Origin of the sequence: Marinomonas shanghaiensis (assembly GCF_003259175.1) — a bacterium.
Lineage (GTDB): Bacteria > Pseudomonadota > Gammaproteobacteria > Pseudomonadales > Marinomonadaceae > Marinomonas > Marinomonas shanghaiensis.
In genome coordinates, this window is record NZ_QGOK01000001.1 from 61,261 (window position 1) to 75,521 (window position 14,261).

The following is a 14,261-nucleotide window of genomic DNA, read 5'->3' on the forward strand; positions in this document are numbered from 1 at the left end:
AGCTTTTAGTGTGAACTGAGAGTGCTGATACTAAATAACGATGCAATTTATGGATACAAGGAATTTATCATGAAAAAAACAAGCAAGTTATTATCACTTTCTTCGATATCCGCAGCGGTATTGGTTAGTACCTTTGTCACTATGCCACAAACGGCATTAGCGTGTGGTGAAGATGCTTACATAGGGCAAATTTGTATTATGGCGGGCTCATATTGCCCACGTAATACTGTAGAACCGATGGGGCAGCTTGCCTTAATCGGGGATAACCAAGCATTGTTTGCATTGATTAGCTGTACTTATGGTGGCGATTGTCGAACCACTATGGCATACCCTGATCTTCGTGGCCGAGCGCCAGCAGGAATAGGTCAAGGACCGGGTTTAACCGAGTTTTCAGTAGGAGCTATTTATGGACGAGAGCTGATTACGCAGACCATTGAGCAAATGCCAAGCCATAATCATGAAGCGCAATTTACACCTTCTGGTGGTGCGACTGGTGGCGGTACGGCTACTGGGGTTGTAAGTTTGCCAGTGACTGGGTCTGCGAAAATTGCCACCAGTGACACTTCTGCTTCGTCTTCCCAAACACCGTCAGACCATGCTGTGTTGGGTAAGGCGGCAAAGGGGCTCACTAATGTTGAGTTATATAGCTCCGCTGGCACAACAGCGGATCTTAATATAGGGCCTGCTGGAGCCGTTACTGGTACAGCTTCCGGTACGATTAGTCTTCCTGTTACTGGTGGTGGAAGCAGTAGTGGTACTGTTGAGATAGGTGATACTGGTGGTGGGAAGGCAATGCCTATTATGGGGCCTCGTATTGCTATGCGCTATTGTATGGTGACGAATGGCATATTTCCGCCGCGCAACTATTAGTTGCTTTTGATGTGGGGTGATTTTAAATTTTTCATAACCCCACTTCATCTTCTCTTTGCGTAAGAGTCATTTCTAGGTACGGTTGCATTTGGCTATACGGGCGGTAATAACGTTACAGGACAAACGGTCCCGTTTCCTATTGTCGCTCCTCGTCTTGCTCTGACCTTATTGCATCGCCACTGAGGGTTTGTATCCACAGCACCCCTAGTGTTTGAAATGGGCTTATTTAACCGAATAGGCCCGCTTTTTTGAGTGTTAAATTTCTGCTCTGGGTGTCTCGAATGACAGGAGGTTGGTGCTATTGAGTGACTTTTAACGATGCTGTTGTTAAATGTAATTTTATGCATATTTTTTACATGCTTACTATCATCTTTGAGCACACTTGATCTAAAATAAGTCAACAAATTGCAAAGTTTGAAAAGTATATTGCTTTTCAATATAAATCCGAGGCTTGGCGATATGGATGTTGTTTTCAATATTTCTTTTATAAAGACAGGTTTCCTGCTTCTTTCACTGAGCCGTTCGGTGCAGTCTATTTTCTCAGTTCTGTTTTTTCCCATTTTTCGTGCTTTTGTCTCTTATTTTATGTGCTTTTGGAGTCGCTATGTTTTCTAGTGTGTTCTGTGTTCGTACAGCATTGGTTGTACTGGTGGCAGCAGCTGTTTCTGGCTGTGCCAATTTTGCTTCTCAGTCGTCTGGTGCGACGTTGGATTGCGATGATCGTTACACTCGCTGTGCGGTGCTTTCTGAACAACAGAGTAAAGAAGAAGCGATTATTCAAAATGAAGAGACTACTGACGTTTCTGCGCCCTTGATTATCGTGCCCCCAACCATTGCCCCCATTCTGTTTGATTTTGATCAAGCCAAAACGACGCGTCTTGAATTTGATGAAGCGGTGGCTTTTCTGATTATGTACCCAGAATCTCAGCTTACCTTGCATGGTTATACCGACCCCATAGGGCAAGAAGCTTATAACCAAGCATTGTCTTATCAACGTGCTATTTATGTTCGTGATCGTCTATTAATGCAGGGCGTATCGGCTGCACAAGTAAGCGTGCAGGCGCACGGAGAAAGCGACTTGGTGGTGAAAGAAATCTCGAATACTCAAATCGTCTCTAAAGAGGATTTAGTGACGCAATATGCGGCAAATCGTCGCGTTGAGTTTGAATTTAGTCTGCCAAATACGACGACATCGTCTAACTGATTTAACAATATACTACTCTAAGGAGAAATCATGGCTGTTCACCCTGTGTTTACCAAGACCATGTTTGCTAAAACAGCACTGGCATTATTAGTTGCTACTGCTGTAGCGGGTTGCTCGGTCTCTCCCTCGCGCTTGAGTGACAATGATGTCATGGCGAATGCGGTCGAGAACCAAGCTTTGTTGGCGGAGGATTTTGCCCCAGTGACACAGGCGATTGACCTCAATGAAGCCTTCGCTCGTACCATTAAGCATAACCGCGATGCACGTTTAAAAGCGTTTGAAGCAGTCGTGTCGCAGGGGCAGTTGGCCGTCGATCAGTTTGATATGTTGCCTGATTTAGCGGCTCGAGCTGGTTACGCCTACCGCAATAACTATGCGGCGTCAGCGTCAGTCAGCTTTGTCGGTGATGAGCCCGCTGCGTTAGGGTCGAATCCAAGCTACTCTGTTTCCTCAGACAAAAGTACCTTTACTGGCAGTGTTGGTGCCACATGGGACGTGCTGGATTTTGGTCTGTCGTATTTTCGAGCCAAGCAACAGGCTGACCGTTTCCTGATCTCTAAAGAGCGGGAACGTAAAGTGGTTCAGACCATTATGCAGCAGACGCGTAACGCCTATTACCGTGCGGTGTCAGCAGAGCGTTTGCTGGCTAAAATTGACCCATTGATTATCCAGTCTCGCTCCGCACTTGCGGACTCAGCTCGCATTGAACAAATGCGTGCGCAATCGCCAATGGAAGCGTTAACCTACCAAAGAGCATTATTAGAATCCCTTCGTACCTTGCAGGATTTACGCAAAGATTTAATGCCAGCCAAGGCGGAATTAGCGACGTTAATGGGACTTAATCCAGCAGAAAGTTTTGAATTGGCCGATGTCCGTACACCCGATTTCCAAGTGCCTGAATTGGATTTGGATATCAACACGATGGAGCGCACGGCCTTGGTACGTCGCCCTGAGTTGATTGAAGCTCAATATCAAGAACGTATTACCAAGGAAGAGGTGAGTTCCGCCTTTTTAACCTTGTTTCCAAGCCTGAGCTTGAGTGCAGGTCTAAACTACGACGGTTCAGATTACCTAAGAAACAATGATTGGGCGAGCGCCGGCGTTGGCGTGAACTGGAATTTAATGAACGTCTTCCGTTATGGCAAAATTGATCAGCTTAATAACTTAAAAATGGCGGCCACAAAGCAACAAGCTTTAGCGGTTTCCATGGCCGTTATTTCTCAAGTACATATTGCCAATATTGAATACGCTGAAGCACAAAACTCCTATGACTTGGCGCTTAACTATTTAGATGTGGCAGATCGCATTCAAGATCAGATTCAGTCAAGTCGTACCGCCCAAAATGTCGGTGAACTGACAGTGATTAGCGAACAAGTGAATGCGTTGTTAGCGGAATTGCGCCGTGATGTGGCCTATGCCGATTTGCAGAATAGCTTTGGTAAAATTTTAGTGTCTATGGGCTTGGACCCGCTACCGAATGGCTTTGGTGGCATGAAATTAGATGAGCTTGCCAATGCGTTTGATTCTATGTTTGGTCGTTGGTCGCAAGGTGATATAGAGGCTGTGAGTGAAGAACAAATGCAGGCCGCTTATTTAGCAAAACAAGCAGCTGAGAAAGAGGAGTAAGTCATGTTTGGTAAAATGGGCGTCGTTGCTGTGGCAATGCTGTTAGCGAATCAGCTGATGGCAGAGACGCTCAATGCCCGAGGTTTGCTCGTGGCAACGCACAGTGCGACGTTATCCAGTGAACTGGCTGCTTTGGTGGTTGAGTTGCCGAAAAAAATGGGTGAGTCCTTCAAAAAAGGTGACACACTGGTGGCGTTGGATTGTCGTTTGTTTGACGCTCAACAGGAGAAGGTCTCTGCCGAGGTTAAGGTCGCACAAATACGTCTAGAGAATACCAAACAGCTTAATCAACTGCGTTCAATTGGTACTCTTGAAGTGGCGATTGCTGAGTCCGAAGTGCAAAAAGTGATGGCTGAGCAGAAGATTGCTCAGTTGAATGTAGAGCGTTGCAATATTAAAGCCCCATTTGATGGTGTCGTTGAGCAGGTTGATATTCATCGTTTTGAAGTTGTGCAGCAACAGCAAGCGCTACTTAAAGTGGTCGGGCGTGCGCAGTTGGAAGCCGACATTATCGTGCCTGCCGAATGGATGGCGTGGTTAAAAGTAGGTAAAAAACTGCAGCTAGAGGCTGAAGAAACACAACATACCTTACAGGCGTTTATCAGCCATATTGGTCCTAGTGTGGATCCCACCAGTCAAACGGTGCAAATACGAGCTACTATAAAGAGTGTGCCGTCCAGTATTTTACCTGGTATGAGTGTGTTGGCCGTATTTGATGAGACGGCTTTAGATAAATAGAAAACAGAGTCATTAGCGTTTGTAGTGTTTCAAAAATTAAATAATTTTTTAGTAAAAAAGCCTATAGATGAATAGGCCACTAGGAAAATATACCCTTAGAGGTGGTGATCATGAAGAAGCAATATTCCAACCCGTCAAGTAAGCGATCTACCAAAAAAATGGCACCCGTTAATCAAAAGCAGGCGCGCAAACCGCTTATTTCAGCTCTAGAGCCTCGACTTTTATTGGACGGTGCCGCTGTTGCGACGGCGGTGGATGTATTGACCGATTCTCAGCTTCATGATGCGTCTCAAACCGACGCAAGTCAGCAAGATTCAGACACCTCTGTGGTGATTGCCCCCACCGAAGTGCGAGCCGCGGATCCCAGCTTGAATAATGGTAAAAAAGAAGTGGTCTTTATTGAAGACAACGTGGCGGATTACCAGACCCTGATAGACGGTATGAACGCCGGTGTTGAAGTTGTCTTGCTGGATTCTACCCAAGATGGCCTTGCGCAAATGGCACTATGGGCCGAGAGCAACAGCGACTACGATGCGATCCATATCATCAGCCATGGCGCCGAAGGGCAGGTCAACTTAGGGGGCTTTAGTTTAGATAATATTACCGTCAATACCCGCTCTGCTGATTTAGCCCAACTTGGCGCGGCGCTGAATGAAGACGGTGATTTACTGCTTTACGGTTGTGACGTCGCCAGCGGTGAAGGGCAAGACTTTATTACCGCCTTAGCCCAAGCCACCCAAGCGGATGTGGCAGCGTCAGATGATTTGACGGGCGCTGCTGTGCTAGGTGGGGATTGGGTTTTGGAAAAGTCGGCTGGGAGTGTTGAAACAACGCTGACACTAACTAATAAGGCTATGCAATCCTATGTCGATGTTTTCGCGGCGACCAGTGACAACTTTGACGGTTATGGTGCAAACATTAGTCCAGATGTCACATCGTTTTCTCTGGGTGACTGGACTTTCGGGTCAAGTTCTGCCATGGGCATGGCCAACGCAAGTGCTGGTGACGCCGCGATACATCTCAATAATGATGAAGGGGCAGGGGATAGAGCTGTCTTTATGAACTACGAATCAACACAGGGCTTTACTGATTTCTATTTTAAATCCACCGACGGTACGGATTTTAATCTCAATTCCTTTGATATAGGCAACAACTTTATTCTTGCTGGAACAAACGTAACCATCGTGGGATACAAGGATGGCGTGGAGGTTGCTGGCACTTCCGAGTTGGTCGATCTCACCGCCAGCGATAGCTCAGGTGTTATTACCTACTCTACCACTGATACGAGCTCTGATGACGGTTATTTTGGTACCCTGACTTTTGGCAGTGCCTATGACGCAGTTGATGAGGTGCGTTTCACCTTTGACGCAAATGGTTCATTAGCAATTGACAACTTGAATGTCAGTCCGGCAGCGGCTAACAATGCCCCCACAATTACTGGCGCACCTGCAGATATTACCGTCACTGAAGATACCGCTTCTAATGTGAATTTATCTGGTGTGACCTTTGCCGACAGCGATGGAGATAATCTTACGGTCACCTTGACCGCATCGGCGGGCACATTAGTCGCTTCTTCTAGTGGTAACGTGACAGTGAGCGGTTCTGGCACGGGAGCATTGACACTTTCTGGCTCTTCGGCTGATATTAATAGCTATTTAGATACCACCTCAAACGTTCAGTATACAGGCGCTAGCAACGCCAGTGGCGATAATGCCGCTACACTATCCATTAAAGCGAATGATGGCACGACTGACTCTAGTATTTCCACCGTCAATATTGATATTACGGCGGTTAACGACGCGCCGACGGCGGTATCACCAACGACGGGTACAGTGAGTACCTTCGATAGTGATAATGCTACTGTGGCCACGGTGAGTGCGACCGATGTCGATGACAGTACGTGGAAGTACAGTATCCAATCCATAACCTTGGATAGCGCATCCCAGACCAATGATGGCTCTTTGTTTAATTTCGTCACAGATGCCAACACCTTAGTTGCAACCAATGCATTGCGTGCCACCACGCCTTCAGGTTTAACGGCAGGAACCTACATTGTGACTGTTGTTGCAACGGATGCAGAAGGGCTTTCTACAACTCAAGAAATCAGCGTCACGGTGACAGATTCCTTGGTAGTCACTACCGCCAATGACACCTCAGAAAATGCTGCGGACGCTTATAATGGCAATAGTTATGCGGCTGAGTTGGCCGACGGTGGTGGTTTGTCTTTGCGCGAGGCGTTGGGCCTTGCACAGGCGGGTGGCAAAACTATCGCATTCGATGCTAGTTTGAATGGCGCAAATATTTCGTTAGATTCAATGATTACAGTGGCGGATGGCACGGTTTTTCAGCTTGCTAACAGCACCAGCTTTACTATCAGTGGCAGTAACTTGTTTCTGGAAGGGGCGCTTACTGTCGACAATGCCTCTGGTAATACCCTGACTTTGTCTGCCAGCCTGACAGATAGCAACATCGACGTCTCAACACTGAATAAGACTGGTGCCGGCACATTAGTGCTAAGCGGTACCAACAATTCCGGTAACGCAGGTCTTGATACCATTAGAGCGACTGCTGGCACACTGCAGATTAGTGACGATGACAATCTTGGTACAGGTAACGTTATCTTAAGCGGCGGCGCCACTTTTGCCACTGCGAATATTGTACTCGAAGTAGATAACACTTTTGCGATTGAAACGGGTGGCGCCACTTTTAATCAGACTGGCATTGGGCATCTGACACTTTCTGGTGCAGTCGAAGGCGATTCGCTATTGACCAAATCGGGTGGTGGCAACATGACCTTGTCCGGAAACTACGAGTCTTTTATTGGCAACGTATTGATCAACAATGGCACACTTTACGCCCAATCAAGCCTCGAAAGGCTGGGCGACCTCGGGGTGACATTGAGCGGTGGCACGCTTGACATTAGCGGTGCCACACTGTTTGAATCCAATATCACTTTCACTGGCAATGCCGTCATCAACAACTCCAACGCGCTGACCCTGTCAGGTGTAATCTCCGGTACTGGTGATTTAACCAAATCGGGGACAGGTGTGTTGACCCTCTCGGGTGATAGTGCGAATTATTCCGGTGATATTATCCTGAGTCAGGGCGTGATTATCGCTGCACACAATAATGCTTTGGGTAATGCCACAGGCTCGACGACCGTTTCCAGTGGTGCGACGTTAAGGGTTGGCAATGGTTTAACGCTAGCCGAAAATCTTACCATCAGTGGTGTGGGTGTTAATGCGGCTTATGGTGCCTTAAAAATCAACGAAGGCGCTGGTTCAGCAACGTTAACAGGCGATATTACACTGGCTGCTGACAGTCTGATCGGTGCGTTTAATTCGGGTGATAGCCTGACGCTGAGTGGTGTGATTAGCGGTGATTTTGACTTAACCAAAGTAGGTAGCGGAACGTTGACCTTGTCAGGGGCTAATACCCACAGCGGCGCTGTCACTGTGTCGCAAGGCACATTGGCGCTGTCAGGTGGTAGCTCTATTGGTGATGATAGCGATGTTACAGTAAATACTGGCGCTACTTTGAGTCTGACAGGTGCAGCTGAGACCATAGGGTCATTGGAAGGTGCTGGTTCGGTTTCACTGAGTAGTGATTTAACGCTTGGCAATGCCAGCAGCACTTTGTTCTCTGGTGTGATTTCCTCAACCAATAGCAGCGGTATCACTAAAGTAGGTTCAGGCAGTCTGACCTTGAGTGGTGCCAATACCTACACAGGTTCCACCATTATTAATGCCGGAACTCTGTATCTGGAAAATGGTTCAGCCATTGCAGATAGCAGTGCGGTGACTATAAATAGCGGAGCTGAGATCGAACTTTATCTCAGTGATGAAACGATAGGTAGCCTGGCGGGTGCTGGAACTTTAACGTTGAATGGTGGCAGCCTGACGGTCGGCGGTAATAACAGTGATACGATCTTCTCTGGTCAGATTCAGGATGGAGGCAATAGCGGAGGCTTGATAAAAACCGGCTCTGGTACCCTAACCCTTACAGCTGGCGACGGCATTAATACCTACAGCGGCGGTACTACAGTCGATTCAGGTACTCTGGCTATTTCCAGAAGCTCTCACTTAGGTACCGGCACCATCATTTTAGACGGTGGCACACTGCAAATGCTAAGCGGCGGCAATTTTTCATTCGCCAATGCTATGACAAATGCCCTGGTATTGGCCAGTGACAGCACTATAGATACTGCGTCCGGTGTATATGCTAAATGGTCGAATGTGATCAGCGGTAGTGGATCACTGACCAAAACCGGCACTGGTAGCCTGGGTGTGACAGCGGTCAATACCTACACCGGGGATACAACCTTAAGTGAAGGGGCCATTGTTATCGACAGTGCTACCGCAACTTTAGGGGGGGCTGATGCAGGCAATGGCAATGCTTACGGTACCCTTACCATTCATTCTGGCGCACATCTTGATTTTAACTACGGCGCTACTATAGCGAATGACCTGGTTATAGGTGGGGTTGGTGTTGGTTATGGTGCAATACAAGCAGGCTTTTCTGGAACAGATGTTACCTTCACAGGTGCGGTGACATTAAGTAGCGATACGCTTGTCGACCCTGGCAATATCACCTTGGAATTCTCTGGCGGTATTAGCGATGGTGGCAATGGCTACACGCTAACCAACGCGTGGAACGGCACTGTCAAGTTGTCAGGCGCAGCTAGCAATTGGACAGGTGGTATAAGCACTGCAGCCAACCATACCGGCAAATTTTCTATTACTGATGTCAGCAATATAGGTTCGGGACAAATTACCCTCAATGGCGGTAGTTTGATCATTGCTGACGCAACAACTCTTTCGAACGCAGTTACCATAGGTAGCGGTGGGGGGAGTATTGATGCAAGTGATTCAGTCACATTGTCTGGTGTGTTGTCTGGCACCGATGCTTTCACCAAAGCAGGTGCCGGTACTTTAACCTTGACAGGTACTAATACCCATAGCGGTGCAGTGACGGTTTCTGCCGGTACGCTGGCGTTATCAGGTGGCAGCTCCATTGGTGATGATAGTGCAGTAACTGTAAATAGCGGAGCAACCTTAAGCCTGACAGGGGGTGACGAAACCATAGGGTCATTGTCTGGATCGGGTGCGATAGCGCTAACCTATGGTTTAACAGTCGGTAATGCCAGTAATAGTATTTTCTCTGGTGTGATTTCCTCAACCAATAGTAGCGGTATCATTAAAGTCGGTTCAGGTACGCTGACCTTATCAGGAGCGAACACCTACACCGGCTCGACTACAGTCTCTGCAGGTAAACTTTTATTGCAAGGTGGTTCTGCTATTGCAGATAGCAGTGCTGTCACTATCGGTAGTGGAGCTGAATTAGAGCTTCGCAATAACGAGACTGTTGGCAGTCTCGCTGGTGCTGGTAGCCTGACACTGAATGGTGGCACGCTGACGACGGGTGGCAATGATAGCAGCACCACCTTCTCTGGTGTTATTCAGGATGGCGATGGTACCGGTGGTCTTACAAAAACGGGAAGTGGAACACTTACTCTTACTGGTAATAACACTTATTCAGGAGCAACTACTGTTTCGGCGGGAACGCTAATTGCGGGTAGTGATACAGCGCTGGGCGCGGCAACGGCAGGTACGGCGGTTAGTAGCGGTGCGACGCTGCAACTGGGCAGTGGCGTTAGTATTGCCGAAAATGTGTCTATTGCTGGGATCGGCGGGTTGGTGCTTAACAGCGGTACCGCCACTCTATCGGGCAGTCTGACGGCAACCGCTGCAGCGAGGGTCACGATCAACAATAGCGCCAGCCTGACTGTTAGCGGTACTCTGGGTGGGGCCTTTGATATGTACAAGATGGGTACAGGTACACTGGTGTTAAGCGGTACCAATAGCGGAGCCACTACAACCAACTTGACGGTATCATCGGGTATACTTTCTATTACGGATGCAAGCAATCTGACCGGCGGCTCGCTGACTTTGAACACAGGTGCTAGCGGTAGCCTCACGGTGACCGGCAGCGATGTGACTATTAACAAGAACGTCGTCTTAGGTGTTAGTGGCGGACGGATAGTTAATGCGAATGACCTGACGATGTCGGGTGTGATTTCAGGTACTGGAGCTCTAACTAAGGCGGGTGTTGGCGTTCTAACGTTGGATGCAACGAATACCTATACCGGAGCCACCAGTGTGACGGATGGTACGCTGAAGACCAATACCGCAGGTATCAATGCGACCTCAGGTCTGACGCTGAATGGCGGTACCTTATCAGCACTTAGTAGCAGTTTGAGCAAGTCGTTCACGATAAGCCTTGGCAGCAATGGTGGTACGTTGGATCTTAGTAATGGTTCGATGGCTTTATCGGGGGGTATTTCAGGCTTAGGCGATTTAACGATTATAAGCACCAATGCTGGTAACGCTGTTGCTTTGTCGGGAGACAACACCTTTACTGGGGGCACAACATTAGTCAGTGGTATTCTTGGTCTGGAATCTGATACTGCCGTCGGAACAGGTGTGTTGACTATTGATGGAGGTAAGGTTCGTAGTACAGGTGCAGCTCGCATTATTGCAAATGATTTAGTTGTCAATACTACTTTTACTATGGCGGGTAGTCATGGATTAACTTTTACAGGTGATGTTGATTTAGGTGGGGGGACTCGAGTTTTCAATAATGGTTTAGGTGTGGGGAAAGACCTCACCTTATCCGGTGTCATTAGTAACGGCAATCTGATCGTATCTTCTTCAGGTCAAGGCCAAGTGATTTTATCCGGTAATAATGCGTATGGTGCTACCAGTGTCACGGCTGGTAAGTTGAGCGTAGCCGGCGACAGTAATTTGGGTTCTGATATTGTCACGCTTAACGGCGGTACTATGATGGTTACGGGTACTACGACCATCGACAATGCGATTACTATCGGGAGTAGTGGCGGTACAGTGAACAATGCTGATGCTGTTACTTTATCTGGTGTGGTGTCTGGCACGGGTGCGTTAACAAAAGCAGGTGTAGGCACGATGACACTGTCAGCCACAAACACTCACACAGGTAGCGTGACCGTTTCAGCCGGTACCATGGCGGTTTCTGGCGGCAGCTCTATTGGTGATGACAGTGCAGTAACAGTAAATAGCGGAGCAACCTTAAGTCTGACAGGTGGTAACGAAACCATCGGATCGTTGGCGGGCTCTGGTGCTGTTTCACTTGGTTATGGTTTAACAGTCGGTAATGCCAGTAATACGACGTTCTCCGGTGTTATTTCTTCTACGAATACCAGTGGTATAACCAAAGTCGGCACGGGTACGCTGACGTTGAGTGGTGTTAATACCTATACTGGATCAACAACGGTGTCGGCTGGTACGTTAGTGGTCACTGGCGGCAGTGCGATTGATGACACCAGTGCTGTGACAGTAGCATCTGGCGCAACGTTTAAGCTAGATATTGGTGAATCCGAAACAGTGGGTTCCATTGCCGGTGCGGGTACTATTAGTGCCAACGGTGGTACTTTGACGGTTGGTGGCAATAATACGTCGACCACATTCTCTGGTGTCATAGGGGAGTATAGTGGCGGAACGATGTCTCTCACTAAAATAGGGAACGGCACCTTAACGCTGACGGGTAGCAATACCTACACAGGTAACACGGCTGTCTTGGGTGGTGGATTGTCCATTACCGACGATTCTAACCTTGGTTCTGGCGTGTTGACATTAAATTCAGGCACGTTATCAGTGACGGGAGACGGTGCTAACATTGATAATGCCATTTCTTTGTCGTTTAACGGAGGTGTGGTAAATGTTGACACGGGTGTCGCCGCGACGTTATCTGGTGTGATCAGCGGTAGCGGTAGTTTGACTAAATCGTCGGCTGGTGAAGGGGGATTAACCTTGTCCGGCACCAACACCTATACGGGCTCAACGACCATTAATGGTGGTACGTTATCGGTCACTGGGACTATGAATGGCTCTGGTGCGGGAACTGTGACGTTAAACGCTGGCACACTTGAGGGTACAGGTACGATCAACAGTGCGGTGACGATCAATTCTGGTGCTACCTTGTCGGCAGGTGTCGCTGCGAATACCGGCACACTAACCATTAATGGTGACCTAATATTGGATGGAACATTGTCCGCTCAGCTTAATAGCGTTAATGATTACGATAAAATTGTTGTGACGGGCGGTGTGACTTTAGGTGCTGATAGCACTTTCGATGTCGCGAATTCTGTCAGTACTAGCGGCAATACATTTGTGTTAATTGATAACGATGGTAGTGACGCGGTAACCGGCACTCTTAACGGTGTTGAGGAAGGGGAGACTTTAATTTCCAACTCACTTGGTTATCGAACAAGCTATGTCGGTGGCACAGGTAATGATGTGACTTTACAAGATAACTCTGCCCCCGTCATTACATCAGGTGGCACAGCGAGCGTGGATGAAAATGCCGCAACGAGTACGGTAGTGTACACCGCAACGGCAACCGATGATGATAACGACACTGTTAGTTTTAGTTTAACGGGCGATGATGCGACAGCGTTTGATATTGACAGCAGCACGGGTGAAGTGACGCTAAAAGCATCTGCAGATTACGAAACCAAAGCCAGCTACAGTTTTAGCGTGGTGGCAACAGACAACAGTACGGGCAATCTGACCGATACGCAAGCGGTCACCGTCAGTGTGAATGATCTTAACGACAATGCCCCTGTGATGACCTCTGGTGCAACGGCAAGTATCGATGAAAACGCAGACATCGGTACAGTGGTGTACACGGCGACTGCGACAGACGCGGATGGCACGAGTGCCAATAACACGATCAGCTTTAGCTTAACCGGTACGGATGCGGCGGCGTTTGACATTGATAGCAGTACGGGTGTGGTGACATTGAAAGTGTCTGCGGATTATGAAGCCAAAGCCAGCTATAGCTTTAATGTGGTCGCGACGGACAATGGCACAGGCAATCTGACGGATACTCAAGCGGTTACTGTCAGTGTGAATGATCTTAACGACAATGCTCCTGTCATTACCTCTGGTGCAACGGCAAGCATTGATGAAAATGCGGCCACGAGCACCGTGGTTTACACGGCGACTGCGACAGACGCGGATGGCACGAGTGCCAACAACATGATCAGCTTTAGCTTAACCGGTACGGATGCGGCGGCGTTTGACATTGATAGCAGTACGGGTGTGGTGACGTTAAAAGCGTCTGCGGATTATGAAACCAAAGCCAGCTACAGTTTCAATGTGGTGGCGACGGACAATGGCACAGGCAATCTGACCGATACTCAAGCGGTTACTGTCAGTGTGAATGATCTTAACGACAATGCTCCTGTTGTTACTTCTGGTGCAACGGCAAGTATCGATGAAAATGCGGCCACGAGCACCGTGGTTTACACGGCGACTGCGACAGACGCGGATGGCACGAGTGCCAACAACATGATCAGCTTTAGCTTAACCGGTACGGATGCGGCGGCGTTTGACATTGATAGCAGTACGGGTGTGGTGACGTTAAAATCGTCTGCGGATTATGAAACCAAAGCCAGCTACAGTTTTAATGTGATGGCGACGGATAATGGCACAGGCAATATGACCGATACTCAAGCGGTTACTGTCAGTGTGAATGATCTTAACGACAATGCTCCTGTTGTTACTTCTGGAGCAACGGCAAGTATCGATGAAAATGCTGCAACGAGCACAGTGGTTTACACGGCTACCGCAACAGACGCGGATGGTACGAGTGCCAATAATGCGATCAGCTTTAGCTTGACCGGTACGGATGCCGCGGCGTTTGACATTGATAGCAGTACGGGTGTGGTGACGTTAAAATCGTCAGCGGATTATGAAACCAAAGCAAGCTACAGTTTTAATGTGGT

Annotated in this window: 5 protein-coding genes; all 5 read left to right on the forward strand. The window is 48.2% G+C overall.

Features of this window, described 5'->3' with window-relative positions; translation table 11 throughout:
• The first annotated feature begins 69 nt into the window (after positions 1-69).
• Positions 70-870: a phage tail protein gene (locus DKT73_RS00250; RefSeq protein WP_232827745.1), complete on the forward strand. Its 801-nt coding sequence runs from the start codon at positions 70-72 to the stop codon at positions 868-870.
• A 604-nt stretch (positions 871-1,474) separates the two neighbouring features.
• Positions 1,475-2,074, forward strand: a complete 600-nt coding sequence (locus DKT73_RS00255; protein WP_111636619.1) for an OmpA family protein — start codon at positions 1,475-1,477, stop codon at positions 2,072-2,074.
• A 30-nt stretch (positions 2,075-2,104) separates the two neighbouring features.
• Entirely contained in the window at positions 2,105-3,700 is a 1,596-nt protein-coding gene (locus tag DKT73_RS00260) for a TolC family protein (RefSeq protein ID WP_111636620.1), read from the forward strand.
• A gap of 3 nt (positions 3,701-3,703) precedes the next feature.
• Positions 3,704-4,438, forward strand: a complete 735-nt coding sequence (locus DKT73_RS00265) for an efflux RND transporter periplasmic adaptor subunit (RefSeq protein ID WP_111636621.1) — start codon at positions 3,704-3,706, stop codon at positions 4,436-4,438.
• A 110-nt stretch (positions 4,439-4,548) separates the two neighbouring features.
• Positions 4,549-14,261 (forward strand): cadherin domain-containing protein (locus tag DKT73_RS00270; RefSeq protein ID WP_157959132.1); only part of this gene is annotated, 9,713 nt, incomplete at its 3' end.

Excerpts from the sequence above, each read along its gene's own strand:
- DKT73_RS00260 (WP_111636620.1), top strand. The coding sequence starts at position 2,105 with ATGGCTGTTCACCCTGTGTTTACCAAGACCATGTTTGCTAAAACAGCA.
- DKT73_RS00255 (WP_111636619.1), top strand. The coding sequence starts at position 1,475 with ATGTTTTCTAGTGTGTTCTGTGTTCGTACAGCATTGGTTGTACTGGTG.
- DKT73_RS00250 (WP_232827745.1), top strand. The coding sequence starts at position 70 with ATGAAAAAAACAAGCAAGTTATTATCACTTTCTTCGATATCCGCAGCG.
- DKT73_RS00265 (WP_111636621.1), top strand. The coding sequence starts at position 3,704 with ATGTTTGGTAAAATGGGCGTCGTTGCTGTGGCAATGCTGTTAGCGAAT.